Here is a 13,878-nt window from a genome sequence, read left to right on the forward strand (position 1 = left end):
GCTCACGGAGGGGGCGTGCACCGGCGTCATGCCAACACCGCGGTGCGGTACGCCTCGTGGGCGGCGACCAGCTCGGGGTGAGGGCCTTGCGCGGCCACGGCGCCGCCGTCGAGCATCACCACACGGTCGGTCCCGGCGAGCAGCGCGGGGCTGGTGGTGACCAGGATCGTCGTACGGTCGCGGCGCAGGTGCCGCAGGCGGTCGGCGATGCGCGACTCGGTGACGGTGTCGACGGCGGTCGTCGGATCGTGGACGACCAGCACCGGCGGATCCGCGGCCAGGGCGCGGGCGAGTGCCACCCGTTGGCGCTGCCCGCCGGAGAGCGACCGCCCGCGTTCGCCGAGGACGGTGTCCACGCCCTGGGGCAGGGCCTCGGCGACCTCGTCCGCGGTCGCGGCGGCCAGCGCGGGTTCGACGTCGGTGGTGTCGTCCGTCGCGGCCCGTACGTTGTCCAGCAGGCTGTCCTCGAACAGGTCCGCGTCGTGGTGCGCGACGAGGATCGCGCGGCGGGCGTCCTCGGGGGCCAGCTCGGTCAGCGGTACGCCGTCGAGCTCGATGACCCCTTCACCGGGGTCGCGTTCGCGGCCCAGGCAGAGCAGCAGGTCGTTCGCCGCGGCCGGGTCCTTGGTGACCACGCCGACCAGGCTCCCGGGGGCGATGTCGAGATCGACCCCGCGCAGCGCGCCGTGTGTGACACCGCGCAGCCGGAGCTGCCCGGCCACGGGGTCGGGGAGAGTGGCCGTGCCGGCCGTGACGGACGGCGGCGAGGCGAGTACCTCGGCGATCCGGTCGGCCGAGGCGCGGCCCTGGGCGAACTCGCCGTTGACGTAGGTGAGGAGCTGGAACGGCCCGAGTAGATACTGGGCCAGACCGACGGCCGCCACCAGGTCGCCCACGCTGATCGTGCCGCGCATCGCCAGATGGGCGCCGACCAGCCCGATCACCGCGATGAAGACTCCGGTGAGGGCGAGGATCGCGCCGTCGTGCCAGGCCCGGCTGCGCGCGGCGCGCAGCGCGGCGGCCAGTGAGTCCCGGCTCGTCACGCGGTACCGGGACACCGCGGCGGGTTCGGCGCCGATGCCCTTGAGGACGCGGAGACCGGCGACGAGGTCGGCGGCGACGCCGGAGGCATGGGCGGCGCGCTCCTGCTCGGTCTCGCTGCGCCGTTCCAGTGGGCGGCTGATCCGGTGGCCGAGCCACAGCAGGGGCGGGACTCCGAGGAGGACGAGCAGACCGAGCGGTACCGAGACGCGCAGCAGGGCCACCGCGCTGATGGCCAGTCCCGCGAGCGCCGAGATGGCGTAGGGCATTGCGGAGGCGACCGAGCCCACCCGTCGGGCGTCGCCGGTCGCGACGGCCGTCAGCGCGCCGGGCAGGCGGCCGGCGTCGGCGCCGCCCCGCGGGTCGAGCACCCGGTCGCCGAGGTCGAGCCGGATCCGGTGCGCGGCGCGTTCGGCCGCCGACTCGGTGAGCCTGGCGGAGTTGCGGTAGCAGGTGGAGAGGATGAAGAAGAGCGCGGCGAGGACGAGGAGCCACCGCAGGAGCGCGCCGGAGGAGCCGGTCGCCACGGCCTCGTCGATGACCAGGCCGATGACCACCGGGACCATGGCCTCGCACACCTGATGTGCCATGCCGAGGATCGAGGCGACGGCGATGCGGCGCCGTTGGTCGCCGAGCGCTCTGCGGAGGACGTGTCCCCCCGTTGGTCCTCCAGCGGGCATGCGGGGCCTCCACAGAACAGGACTGGATGGTTAGGTAAGCCTACCTTGATTGAATTCCCTGCCAAGGCCCCGGTGGGCCGGTTGCGTGCCCGGTACGTCTGAACTCCGGCCGCGTTGACCGGTCTTGGACGTTCGGTTAGCCTCACCTAAGTCGCTTTGAGGCGTACCGCGTTGATGCTCCACAGCCGTCTGCGACGCATCCCGTTCGCTCGTGCACCACCGCCAGGGGGAGTTGTCGTTGTCGGTCGAAGTCCAGGCGGCATCCGGAAGCGAAGCCGGCGGGCTCGCCGCGCCCGAGGCGCGCAGGGGCGTGGGCACACTGCGCGGCATGGGTCTCTTCCTGGCGCTCGGCGCGCTGGTCCTGGTCTCGCTTGTCAGCGTGTGGGTGGGTACGCGGGGAATCCCGTTCACCTCGACATGGGGCCTGCTGTGGCAGCCCGACGGTTCAGAAGCCTCGGTCATCATCCACGACTACCGCATCCCCCGTACCCTGCTCGGACTACTCGTCGGCATGGCGCTGGGGCTTTCCGGCGCGCTGATGCAGGCGCTGACCCGCAACCCCCTCGCCGACCCCGGACTGCTCGGGGTGAGCCTGGGTGCCTCGACGGGCGTCGTCGTGGCCATCGCCTTCCTCGGGGTGGCCGCCCCCCTGGGCTATGTGTGGTTCGCCCTCCTCGGCGCGGCCGTCACCTCGGTGGTGGTCTACCTGCTGGGCTCCTCCGGACGGAAGCTGGCCACCCCCGAGCGGCTGGTCGTAGCGGGAGCCGCGGTGACGGCGGTGCTGTACGCCTTCAACTCGGCGGTGCTGCTGCTCAACCCGAAGGCGTTCGACCAGTTCCGCTTCTGGACGGTGGGCGCCCTCGCGGGCCGGTACTTCGACATCGTCCACCTCACCCTCCCCTTCGTCGTGGTGGGCCTGCTCATGGCCCTCGGGCTCGCCCCCTCGCTCAACGCCCTGGCCCTGGGCGACCAGGTGGGCCGCGCCCTGGGGGTGAACGTCGGCCGGACCCGGCTGCTGGGCGCGATCGCGGTGATGCTGCTGTGCGGCACCGCCACGGCCGCGGCGGGACCGATCGCCTTCGTGGGCCTCGCCGTGCCGCACGTGGCCCGCTTCATCGTCGGCCCCGACCAGCGGTGGGTGCTCGCCTACTCCATGCTGCTCGCGCCGGTCCTGCTGATCGGGGCGGACGTCCTGGGCCGGGTCCTCGGCGCCCCGGGCGAGATCCAGGTCGGCATCGTCACCGCGTTCATCGGCGCACCGCTGTTCATCGCGCTGTGCCGCCGCCGGAAGCTGGTCATGCTGTGAGTTCCGTACGGGAGGCGAACGCCCGAGTGCCAGGACCCGTCGATACCCCGAAGATCCGCGTCGTCAGCGGGCTGGTCATCCGCACCGGAAAGGGCGGAGTGTCCTTGCGGGTGCAGGGCCGTGCTCTCGCCCTGACGGCCGCGCTGCTCGCCGTTCTCACGGTGGTCATGGGCATCACCCTGACCACCGGGGACTTCCAGCTGTCCGTCGGCGAGGTGCTCCGGGCGGTGACGGGCAAGGGGACGGGCGCCGCCGACTTCATCGTCAACACCCTGCGCATGCCGCGGCTGCTGACCGCCCTGGGCGTCGGAGCGGCCCTCGCCGTCAGCGGAGCCATCCTGCAGAGCCTGACCGGCAACTCCCTGGGCAGCCCCGACATCATCGGCTTCACCAACGGATCCGCGGTGGGCGCGCTCGGCGTCATCATCGTGCTGCACGGCAGCATGACGCAGATCGCCATCGGCGCGCTGCTCGGCGGCCTCGCCACCGCGGGCGCGGTGTATCTCCTCATGCTGGGACGGGGGCTGCAGGGCTTCCGGCTCGTCGTCGTCGGCATCGGCGTGAGTGCCCTGCTTCTCGCCGTCAACTCCTACCTCATCACCCGGGCGACCTGGCAGGAGGCGCTGGAGGCCCAGGCGTGGCTCATCGGCAGCCTGAGCAACCGGGGATGGCAGCACGCGAGCGCCATCGGCCTCGCCGTGGCCGTCCTGCTTCCGCTCGCCGTCGTCCTCACCCGCCGGCTCTCCATGGTGGAGATGGGCGACACCACCGCCATGGCCCTGGGAGTCAACGTGGCCCGCACCCGCACGGCCATGCTCGTCATCAGTGTCGCCCTGGCCGCCTTCGCCACCGCGGTCACCGGCCCCATCTGGTTCATCGCACTGGCCGCACCCCAACTGGCCCGCAGGCTGGGCCGATCCTCCGGCCCCGCACTCCTGCCGTCCGCCCTCATGGGCGCGCTGCTGCTCGCCCTGAGCGACCTCGTCGTGCAGCGGGTCTTCGCCCCCACCCTCCTCCCGGTGGGCACGGCGACCGGCACCATCGGCGGGCTGTACCTCATCTGGCTGCTGATCACCGAGTCGCGAAAGAGCCGCGCATGACTGGAACGCACCCCTTGACCCCCCGGCTGCGAGCCGAGAACCTGACGCTGTCCTACGACCAGCGGACGGTGGCCACCTCCCTCGGCGTCGACATCCCCGACCACTCCTTCACCGTGATCATCGGACCGAACGCCTGCGGTAAGTCCACTCTCCTCAAGGCCCTCGCCCGGATGCTCAAACCCCGGGCGGGCCAGGTCTACCTCGACGGCGCGGCGATCGCGTCGTACCGCTCCCGCGAGGTCGCCCGCCGGCTGGGACTGCTCCCGCAGTCGTCGACCGCGCCCGGCGGCATCACCGTGGGGGACCTGGTCGCCCGTGGCCGCTATCCGCACCAGCGACTGCTGAAGCAGTGGTCGGCGGAGGACGAGACGGCCGTGGCCGAGGCGATGCGGCAGACCGGCGTACTGGATCTCGCCGACCGGCCCGTCGACGACCTCTCCGGCGGCCAGCGCCAGCGTGTCTGGCTCTCCATGGTGCTGGCGCAGCAGACATCCATCCTGCTGCTGGACGAGCCGACCACGTTCCTCGACATCGCCCACCAGGTCGAGGTGCTGGATCTGTGCGCCGGCCTGCACGCGCGCAAGGGACACACGGTCGTCGCGGTCCTGCACGACCTCAACCAGGCGTGCCGCTACGCCACTCACCTCATCGTGATGCGGGCGGGCGGGACGGTCGCGGCCGAGGGCGACCCGGCAAGCGTCATGACCGCCGAGCTGGTCGAGGACGTGTTCGGGCTGCCCTGCCGGATCATCGACGACCCGGAGACCGGTACACCGCTGATGGTTCCGGCGGCCCCCAGGGTCCACGCGCCCGAGGAGCGCGCGGCGGGCACGCCCGCCGCCGGCCCCGTGCGGGCCGCATCGATGGCCGAGACCCGCTGACACCGCCCAGGACGGACTGCCCATGCTCTGTACGAGGCTGACGAACGCGCACATTCTCACCATGGACCCGGACCACCCCGTCGCCCACGACCTGGGCATCTGGCGGGGCCGGATCGTGGGCCTGGACGCCGCGGTGACCTCCCTGCCCGCACGCGAGGTCATCGACCTGCAGGGCGCCACGGTGCTGCCCGGGTTCATCGACAGCCATGTGCACCTGGCGTGGGCCGGGTTCAAGGCGAACACCCCGAGCGTGGCGCCGTGCGAGCGGGTCGAGGACATCCTCGCGGTCGTGGCGCAGGCCGCCTCCCGGGAGAGCGCGCCCGGCGCCTGGGTGGACATCGCGGGCTACGACCAGCGGGCGCTGGGGCGCCATCTGACCGCCGCCGAGCTGGACCGCGTCAGCCACGGCCGCAAGGTGCTCATGATGCACGACTCAGGACACGCCTGCGTCGTCAACAGCGCCGTCCTCGACCTGTTGCCGGCCGACATCCCGCACCAGGACGGTTACCTGGTGGAGGGCGCCATGGGCGCCGCACGCCGGCTGCGCCTGCCGTGTTCCCAGGAAGAACTCGCCGACGCGATCGAGCACGCCGCCCGCACCTGCCTGGCCGAAGGGGTGACGGCCTGCGCCGAGGCCGGCGTCGGAGGCGGCCTGCTGGGCTACAGCCCCGTCGAGGCCGGTGCCTATCAACTGCTGCGCGATCAGGGCAGGTTGCCGCTGCGGATCCAGCTCATGGCGGGCGGCGACACCCTGCGGCCCGTCGCCGCGCACCGGGGCGACGGCATGCCGCGCGCCCTCGACCTCGGCCTGCGCACCGGGTTCGGTGACGACTGGCTGTCCCTGGGCGCGCTGAAGATCTTCACCGACGGCGGGATGATGGCCCGCACGGCCGCGCTCACCGCCCCGTACGAAGGCATGGAGCACTCCGGACAGCTCCAGGACGACCCCGGCCGCCTCGCCGACCTCATCGTGGACGGCCACCTCGCCGGATGGCAGCTCGCCGTCCACGCCATCGGCGACCGCGCCGCGGACCTCGCGCTGGACGCCTTGGAGCGGGCACAGGAGCTATGGCCCCGCCCGGACGCGCGGCACCGCATCGAACATGCCGGGCTGATCCGCCCCGACCAACTCCCGCGCTTCGCACGGCTCGGCGTCAGCGCCGTGATCCAACCGAACTTCCTGCGCTACTTCGGCGACGACTACGCGGCCGTCATGGGCACGGAGCGCGCGCCGTGGATGTACCGCGGCCGCGGATTCCTCGACCACGGGGTCACGGTCGTCGGCAGCTCCGACCGGCCCGTCACGCACGGCGCACCGCTGCGTGCCATCCAGTTCATGGTCGAACGCGCCTCCACATCTGGCCAGTTGATCGGCCCGGACGAGGGCCTCACCGTCGACGAGGCCCTGCGCGCCTACACCGTCGCCGGTGCGTATGCCTGCCGGTGGGACGACAGCGCGGGCAGCCTCACCCCGGGCAAGCGCGCCGACCTCGTCGTCCTGGGAGACGACCCACGGCGTGTCGACACCTCGCGCATCGGAGACATCGAGGTGGTCGCGACGTTCGTCGACGGCCGCGAGTCCAAGGAGGCGGCGCAGTGAGCACGCGGGACACCATCGAGCGTTACGCACACCTGTGGGAGGCGCCGCCCTACCCCCGCCGGTGGGTCATCTGGACCACGCAGGCGGAGTCCATGGTCTTCGACCGGCAGACCAACCGCCCCGAATTCATCGACGACGAGGCGACGCTGCACGAGATCCTGCGCAGAATGCGTGAGGTGGGCGCAGCGGAGAGCGACGAGTATCCGGGCGACCCCTGCGGTTGACCGGCCCCGGAGATACGCCGGTGCCGCATACCCGGCAAGGGGCGGCGGAGTCAGGTCGCGCGCCAGTAGCCCATGGAGTGCAACCGCTCCTTGGGGACGCCGAGTTGCCTGCGTACGAACGAGGTGAGGGCCCGGGTCGTCGATGTGTCGCACGCGATCCAGACGTAGGAGCCGTCGTCCAGGTGGGCGGGCAGGGCGGATCGCACCGTTTCGATCAGCAGCGCTCCGTTGTCGCGCCGCGGCACATGGTGCACCTCGTGGCGGGCGGTGCCGGAGCGCAGCGGCAGCTGCTCGTCGGAGGGGTGCGGAGTCTCGAACCAGATGGTGGCCGGTGTCAGCGGCATCGAGTCCAGGAGCGAGTTGATGGCGGGCAGGGACGCCGGGTCCCCGATCACGAGAAGCCGTGACGGCAGGGGGTCGGGCACGGTGAAGCCCGTGCCCTGGACGGTCGCCTCGATCGTGTCGCCCGGTCGCGCGGCGCGTGCCCACCGGCTGGCGCAGCCGTCGTGCAGTGCGAACTCCATCCCGAACGTCCCGGTTGAGGGGTTCGGGTCCAGCAGCGTGTACGCGCGCTGGTGTGGTGTGCCCGCGTTGTCGAACCACAGGCGCACCCACATGGTGGGGTGTGTCCCGGTCGCGCCGAGCATGCCGCCGTCGTTGAAACTCAGCCTGCGGTAGCGGTCGTCGAGGTCCTCCGCGGCCTGGACGGTGAGGGTGAAGTTCTTCCCCCGCATCAGCTTGAGGACGACGCCCTCCCAGCCATGCTTCATGCCCGTCCGCCTCTCCCATCACACCTTTAGTTAGGCCAGGCTAACCTAAGCGTGGTTGTACTCGTGCGGGAAGAGGCGGAGAGCAGTGACGGTCAAGACTTACCGGGATGCCTGGGGCATTCCGCACCTCAGGGCGTCCGACGCGCTGCAACTGGCCTTCGGCCAGGGCGAGAACGCCGCACTGGACAGGGCCTGGCAGATCGAGGTGGAGCGGCACCGCTCCCAGGGCACCACCGCCTCGTTCCTCGGCCCCGCCACCGTCGTCTGGGACCGGTTCGCCCGCCAGGCCAGGCTCGACGACACCGCACGACGCTGCTTCGCGAACCTCGACGACGAGACGGCGGCCTGGGTGTCGGCGTACGTCGACGGGGTGAACGCCGGTCTGGCACGGGGTGCGGCGGCCGCGCCCGAATTCGCCGCCACCGGACTTGAACCGCAGCCGTGGCAGCCGTGGACTCCCCTCGGCATCTGGCTCGCCCACCACATCCTCTTCGCGGGCTTCCCGACCAAGCTGTGGCGCGAGGAGGTAGCCCGCCGCCTCGGTGCGGACGCCATCGAGCTGTTCGCCACGGATGACCCCGGCACGGCAGGCTCGAACGGCTGGATGGTCTCGGGGGAACGCACCGCCGCCGGCGCACCGCTCATCGCGGGCGACCCGCACCGCTTCATCCAGGACCCCGGGTTCTACCAGCAGTTGCACCTGTCCTGCCCGGAGTACGACGTCGTCGGGTTCGCGGTCCCCGGCGTCCCCGGTATCGCCCACTTCGGCCACACCGGAACCGTGGCCTGGGCCATCACCAACGCCATGTCCGACTACCACGACCTGTACCGGGAGCAGCTGCGCAGGGCAGGCGGCGGCATCGAGGCGCTGGGGCCGGAGGGATGGTCACCGGCTGTCCGTCACCGGGAGACCATCGAGGTCGCCGGAGGCGAACCGGTCGAGATCGAGGTGATCGAGACGGAGCGTGGGCCGGTCGTCCTTGAGGCCCCGGCAGACCTGGCAGACCCCGCGGAACCAGGGGACTTCGCCGGCGCGGAGGGCGCCGGTCCGGAGGCGGACCCGACCGGCATGCCCGGGGGAATCAGTCTGCGCTACCCGCCGCGTGTCACGGGTGATCTCGGATTCGACGTGCTTCCCGCCCTGTTGCGGGCACGCACGGTCGCGGACGTGGACCGGGCGCTCGACCGCTGGATCGAACCCGTCAACGTCGTGCACGCCGCCGACACCACCGGAGAGCTGCTGCACCGCGTGGCCGGATACGTACCCGTCCGCCACCGGGACAACTGGCTGCGGATCGTGCCCGCTCGGGAGCAGGGACACAGCTGGCAGGGAAGCCACGGCACGCCACGCGCCGAGGTGGACGGCATCGCCGTGATGGCGAACGCCCGGGGACTCGCCGGCCCCCTCGGGGTGGACTTCGCACCGCCGCACCGCGCCGACCGTATCGACGCACTGCTGCGGAAGTCGCGGGACTGGACGGCCCCCGGCATGGCGGCCATTCACATGGACACCTACCTCGCGGCCGCCGGGCCACTGCTGGAGCAGGTGACTCGCCTCGGCGAACTCGGACCGGCCGCCGAGCGGTTGAGGGAGCGCCTGCTGTCCTGGAACCGTCATATGGACGCCGACAGCATCGCCGCGGCGGACTACGCCCGTCTGCGCTCGGCCGTCGCGCGCCGGATCGCGGCAGCTCCGCAGCTGAAGTGCCTCACCGTGCCCCTGACGTATCCCGCGGTGTTCGACACCTGGCTGAATCTCACCTCGAAGGTCGCCTTCGCGCTGGAGACCCTGCTGACCACCGACCGGCTCGCCGGCCTCGACGTGCCGGGAATCGTCGAGGCCGCCATGGACGAGGTCGCCGGCGCCGAGCCCGTCGCATGGGGCGAACTGCACCGCCTCGCCCCCGGCCGGGCCCTGCCCGCCGTCGAGGGCGAGCGGTGGCCCGGCCTCGGCGGCGACCACGACTGCGTACTGGCGACGTCCAGCACGCCCGGCGTCACCGACCTCAGCGCACGCGGCCCCTCCGCCCGCTATGTCTGGGATCTCTCCCGCCGCGAGAACAGCCTGTGGATAGTTCCCCTGGGCGCCAGCGGAGTCCCCGGGGGCGGCCATCATCGCGACCAGCTCCCCCTGTGGGTCCGCGGCGAACTGGCCCCCGTCATCACCGATTTCGCCCTCCTGGCCGAAGAGGACGGACCGGCCGAAGAGGGAAGTGGCCCGGAGGACGGGCCCGACCGGGGAGGCCGGTCGGGCTGACGTCTACCGGCGGCTGCGTACGAGCAGATGGAGGAAGTACGGCGTGCCGATCACCGCGGTCATGAGCCCGGCGCCGAGCTGCGCCGGTGCGATCACCGTGCGGCCCACCAGGTCGGCGGCGCAGACCAGCACCGCGCCGAAAAGTACCGCGACCGGAACGACCCGTGCGTGCTGCCGGCCCACCAGGCCGCGGGCCGCGTGCGGCGCCACCAGCCCGACGAAGCCGATGGTGCCCGCCGCTGCCACGGCGGTGGCGCTGAGCAGGACGCTCAGCACCAGGAATGCCAGGCGTCCGCGCGTCAGATCGAGCCCCAGGAGCCTGGGGGTGTCCTCGTCGAGCGACACGAGGTCGAGCTCGGTGCGCCGTGCGAACGCGACCAGCACGCCCACGGTGAGCACGGCCGCGAGAGGCGCCACGTCGGGCAGCGTCCGGCCGTATGTGGAGCCCGACAGCCAGGTGAGGGCCTTCGTCGCGTTGAACGGGTCGGTGAGCACGATGAGCAGGCTGATCAGCGCGGTGGTCCCGGTGGCGAAGCCGAACCCGACGAGGACGAGCCGGTTTTGCCGGAACCCGCCCCGCGCGGCGAGCCCGAAGACGAGCACGGCGCTGATCGCGGCGCCGACGAACGCGGCGCCCGCCATGCTCCACGAGCCGGCCGCCGGCACCGTGGTCACCAGGAGCACGGCGCCGAGCCCGGCGCCGCCGGAGACGCCCAGGACACCGGGCTCCGCGAGGGGGTTGCGCGTCACCGACTGGATCAGCGTCCCCGCCAGGGCGAGCGCTCCGCCGGCGAGCAGCGCGGCGAGGACGCGCGGCACACGGGTGTCGAGGACGAAGGTGACGGTCCGGCCGGCCCGGCCCTGGGCCCAGTTCGCCACATCGCCCAGCAGCAGCTTGTTGTCACCCAGCAGTACGGCCGCGATCGCCACACCGACGAGTGCGGCCACCAGGACGGCCGTGAGGGTGAGGAAGGTCGCCCGGCTCCTGACCCGCAGCCGGTCCTGTGCGGCCGCTCCTGCGGTGTCCCGGACCCGTGTGGCCATCACGATCAGGAACACGGCGCCGACGAGGCTGGTGACGACACCGGTCGGCACCGCGACCGAGATGTCCGTGGGCACGACCGCGCGCAGCAGCACGTCCGAGCCGAGCACCAGTGCCGCACCGGCGAGGCCGGCGACCGGAAGACCGGTACGCGTCCGTGAGAACGCACGGACCCGGCGGGCGAGGGGGCGTACGAGGGCGGGGGCGCACAGGCCGACGAAGCCGATGGGTCCGGCGAGGGTGACGGCCGCCGCGGACAGCAGCGCCGACAGCACGACCGCCGTGACCCGGGTGGCGCGGACCTTCACGCCGAGGCCGCGGGCGGCGTCGTCGCCGAGCGCCAGCGCGTCCATCCGGCGGGCGGCCAGCAGCAGCCCGATGAGCCCGGCCAGGCCGATCGGCGCCATCTGGAGCACGCCGTCGAACCCGTTCTGGGCGATGCTGCCCTGGTTCCACTGGTAGAGGCCCTCGGTCTGCTGGGGAAACAGCAGGAGCAGACCCTCGGTCACGGCGGTGAGGCCGAAGGTGAGGGCGCTGCCGGCGAGTACGAGGCGCACCGTGCCGGCGCCGAGACCCGACAGCCCCAGTACGACGGCGGCCGCCGCGAGACCACCGGCGAACGCGACACCGGAGGAGGCGAACAGCGGCAGGGACACACCGGTGACGGCGGCCAGCCCGAGTGCCAGGTAGGAGCCGGCGTTCACCGCGAGGGTGTCGGGTGAGGCGAGCACGTTGCGGCTGACGGCCTGCAGGGCGGCGCCCGCCATTCCGAGCACGGCGCCGACGAGCAGCCCCGCGGTCATCCTCGGGAGCCGGGAGGCGATGACGACGGACGCGTCGGCCGGGTCGGCCCGGCCGGTGAGCGCCTTCCAGACCTGGGCGGGGCCGACCGCGGCCGTGCCCTGTGCGATGTCCACGATCGCGAGTGCCGCGACGAGGAGGACCAGTGCGGCCGTCACCGCGGCCGCGCCCGTCCGGGAGGTGACCGCCGACGGACGGGTGGCGGGGGTTGTTGCGGTGACGGCCATGGTGCTACTTCGTCAGCGCTTCGACGACGGAGTCGATGTACTGGTTCAGCGACGCGGGGCCGCCGAACATCCAGACACCGTCGGGCAGTCGGTGCACATTGCCCTTCTTCACGAAGGGCAGCGACGTCCAGACCTTGTCCTTCGCCAGTGCGCCGGTGAACGGCGCGCTGCTCTTGTCGCCGTCATTGCCGATGTAGGCGAACTGCACGTCGTCGCGCAGCGCGGTCAGCCCCTCGACGTCGGTGGCGCCGAGGCCGTAGCTCTTGTCGCCCTTGACCTTCCAGGCGTTCTTCAGGCCGAGCTTCTCGTTGACCGCCCCGACGAGCGAGCCGCTGGTGAAGGGCCTGATCGAGACCTGGTTGGAGGTGACGTAGCCGTCGGCGAAGGCGTACTGCGCGCCGGCGAGGCCCGCGCCGGCGAGCTTCTTCCTCCCTTCGGCGAGCTTCGCCTCGAAGCCCTTCTTGAGCTTCGCGGACCGCTGCGTGGTGCCGGTGGCCTCGGCTATGAGGTCGAGGTTCTCGGTCATCCGCCCGATCGGGTCGGCGGCGTCCGCGGGGCGGAGCTCCAGAACCGGGGCGACCCTGCGCAGCTGCTTCACGGCGGCCGGCGGCAGGTCGCTGGTGGCGACGATGAGGTCAGGGGACAGCCCGGCAATGGCGTCCATGCTCGGTTCGCCGCGCGTGCCGATGTCCTTGGGGGCGTTCTTGAGCGGGGCCGCGGTGTCCCAGGTCTTGTACCCCTTGACGTCGGCGACGCCGACCGGGTCGACGCCCAGGGACACCAGGCTCTCGACGACGTTCCACTCGGTTCCGACGACCTTCTTGGCGGGGCCGTCGAGTCGGACCTTCTTGCCGGAGGCGTCGGTGAGGGTGATGGGCTTGCCGGTCGTCTTCTTCGCGTCGTCGGCGGCGGGCTCGGTCGTCCCGCAGGCGGTCAGGGTGAGGGCCGCCACGGCGGCGGCCGTGGCGGTGAGGAGGAGGCGTCTCATGAGGTGGCGCTGAGCCTTTCGGTTCGCGTGTGGTGGCGGCCGATCGCACGGGTGCGCAGCCGTCCGGTAAGGGGGTCGGTGTCGACTTCGATGCGGATGCCGTATGTGTCGGTCAGCCGCTGGGCCGTGAAGACGTCTTCGGGGAGGCCGGCGGCGAGGATCCGCCCCTCGTGGAGCAGGACGATCCGGTCGGCGACGGTCGCCGCCTGGTCGAGGTCGTGCAGGACGGCGCCGACGGCGATGCCGTGCTCCTCCGCCAGGTCACGTATGAGGTCGAGGAGTTCGACCTGATACCGCAGGTCGAGGTAGGTCGTCGGCTCGTCGAGGAGCAGCACGCCGGTCTCCTGGGCGAGACAGCCGGCCAGCCACACACGCTGGAGCTGTCCTCCGGAGAGGTGCTCGACACCCCGCTCGGCGAGCTCCTCGACACCCGTCATGACCAGCGCGCGATCCACCGCGGCCCGCCCGTCCGGGTCGGCCTTGCCCCAGCGCCCCCGGTACGGGTAGCGGCCGAACTCGACGACGTCCCGGACGGTCAGTCCGCTGGGGGTGGGGCGCCCCTGGGTCAGCAGGGCGACATGGCGCGAGAACTCACGGGGGCCCAGCGCGAGGCCGTCGGTGTCGGCGTCGAGGACGAGCGTGGCGGTCCTGGGCCGCTGCAGCCGGGCGATCGTACGCAGGAGCGTCGACTTCCCGCTGCCGTTCGGGCCCACCAGGACCGTCACTTCGCCGGGCCGCAGCGTCATCGAGGCGTCGTGGACGACATCGACGCCTTCGTACGCCACGGTGACACCCATGGCTGACAATTCATGACCACGGGGGAGCACGGCCGCGGAGGTCTCTTCACCTACATGCACGCCCAAAGGTTAGCCTAACCTTAGAAAGTCGTGAAGAGGGCCGGAACAATCGCCCACAAGCGCCAAATTCGGCCAAGATCCCTTCCTGGGGCCTCACGCTCGGC

General features: G+C 72.0%; 11 protein-coding genes. 6 read left to right on the plus strand and 5 right to left on the minus strand.

Features of this window, described 5'->3' with window-relative positions:
- Positions 1-26 precede the first annotated feature (26 nt).
- Positions 27-1,721, minus strand: a complete 1,695-nt coding sequence (locus QOM21_RS31830; protein WP_407554457.1) for an ABC transporter ATP-binding protein — start codon at positions 1,719-1,721, stop codon at positions 27-29.
- A 238-nt stretch (positions 1,722-1,959) separates the two neighbouring features.
- Between QOM21_RS31830 and QOM21_RS31835 the strand changes: the two genes are divergently transcribed.
- From QOM21_RS31835 to QOM21_RS31855, 5 genes are read left to right on the plus strand one after another with little or no spacing between them, the layout of a single operon-like run.
- The gene (locus tag QOM21_RS31835) at positions 1,960-3,027 is read left to right on the plus strand and encodes a FecCD family ABC transporter permease (RefSeq protein ID WP_407554458.1); all 1,068 of its coding nucleotides are present in this window, start codon (positions 1,960-1,962) and stop codon (positions 3,025-3,027) included.
- 26 nt (positions 3,028-3,053) lie between these two features.
- Positions 3,054-4,127, plus strand: a complete 1,074-nt coding sequence (locus QOM21_RS31840; protein WP_407554459.1) for a FecCD family ABC transporter permease — start codon at positions 3,054-3,056, stop codon at positions 4,125-4,127.
- Positions 4,124-5,008 carry an ABC transporter ATP-binding protein gene (locus QOM21_RS31845; RefSeq protein ID WP_407554460.1) on the plus strand — a complete coding sequence of 295 codons (885 nt, stop codon included), beginning with the start codon at positions 4,124-4,126 and terminating at the stop codon, positions 5,006-5,008. The genes QOM21_RS31840 and QOM21_RS31845 overlap by 4 nt, the downstream gene beginning before the upstream one ends.
- Positions 5,009-5,030: 22 nt before the next feature.
- Positions 5,031-6,608, plus strand: coding sequence for an amidohydrolase (locus QOM21_RS31850; RefSeq protein WP_407554461.1), 1,578 nt, complete (start codon positions 5,031-5,033; stop codon positions 6,606-6,608).
- On the plus strand, positions 6,605-6,832 hold the full coding sequence (locus QOM21_RS31855) for a hypothetical protein (RefSeq protein WP_407554462.1): 228 nt from the start codon (positions 6,605-6,607) through the stop codon (positions 6,830-6,832). The genes QOM21_RS31850 and QOM21_RS31855 overlap by 4 nt, the downstream gene beginning before the upstream one ends.
- A gap of 50 nt (positions 6,833-6,882) precedes the next feature.
- Here QOM21_RS31855 and QOM21_RS31860 read toward each other — a convergent pair whose 3' ends face one another.
- Positions 6,883-7,602, minus strand: coding sequence for a siderophore-interacting protein (locus QOM21_RS31860; protein ID WP_407554463.1), 720 nt, complete (start codon positions 7,600-7,602; stop codon positions 6,883-6,885).
- Positions 7,603-7,687: 85 nt separating this feature from the next.
- On the opposite strand from QOM21_RS31860, the gene QOM21_RS31865 reads away from it, so the two are divergent.
- Positions 7,688-9,859: a penicillin acylase family protein gene (locus QOM21_RS31865; RefSeq protein ID WP_407554464.1), complete on the plus strand. Its 2,172-nt coding sequence runs from the start codon at positions 7,688-7,690 to the stop codon at positions 9,857-9,859.
- A gap of 3 nt (positions 9,860-9,862) precedes the next feature.
- Here QOM21_RS31865 and QOM21_RS31870 read toward each other — a convergent pair whose 3' ends face one another.
- From QOM21_RS31870 to QOM21_RS31880, 3 genes are read right to left on the minus strand one after another with little or no spacing between them, the layout of a single operon-like run.
- Entirely contained in the window at positions 9,863-11,929 is a 2,067-nt protein-coding gene (locus tag QOM21_RS31870; protein ID WP_407554465.1) for an iron ABC transporter permease, read from the minus strand.
- A 4-nt stretch (positions 11,930-11,933) separates the two neighbouring features.
- A complete protein-coding gene (locus tag QOM21_RS31875; protein WP_407554466.1) occupies positions 11,934-12,917 on the minus strand; it encodes an ABC transporter substrate-binding protein in 984 nt (327 codons plus the stop codon).
- Complete coding sequence (locus tag QOM21_RS31880; protein ID WP_407554467.1) at positions 12,914-13,774, minus strand: ABC transporter ATP-binding protein; 861 nt, start codon at positions 13,772-13,774, stop codon at positions 12,914-12,916. The genes QOM21_RS31875 and QOM21_RS31880 overlap by 4 nt, the downstream gene beginning before the upstream one ends.
- Positions 13,775-13,878: the final 104 nt, after the last annotated feature.

The sequence above is a fragment of the Streptomyces sp. Pv4-95 genome (assembly GCF_045782725.1).
Classification (GTDB): Bacteria; Actinomycetota; Actinomycetes; order Streptomycetales; family Streptomycetaceae; genus Streptomyces.

Coding starts and splice junctions, on each gene's coding strand:
- QOM21_RS31845 (WP_407554460.1), top strand. CDS start 4,124: ATGACTGGAACGCACCCCTTGACCCCCCGGCTGCGAGCCGAGAACCTG.
- QOM21_RS31870 (WP_407554465.1), bottom strand. CDS start 11,929: ATGGCCGTCACCGCAACAACCCCCGCCACCCGTCCGTCGGCGGTCACC.
- QOM21_RS31875 (WP_407554466.1), bottom strand. CDS start 12,917: ATGAGACGCCTCCTCCTCACCGCCACGGCCGCCGCCGTGGCGGCCCTC.
- QOM21_RS31860 (WP_407554463.1), bottom strand. CDS start 7,602: ATGAAGCATGGCTGGGAGGGCGTCGTCCTCAAGCTGATGCGGGGGAAG.
- QOM21_RS31850 (WP_407554461.1), top strand. CDS start 5,031: ATGCTCTGTACGAGGCTGACGAACGCGCACATTCTCACCATGGACCCG.
- QOM21_RS31830 (WP_407554457.1), bottom strand. CDS start 1,721: ATGCCCGCTGGAGGACCAACGGGGGGACACGTCCTCCGCAGAGCGCTC.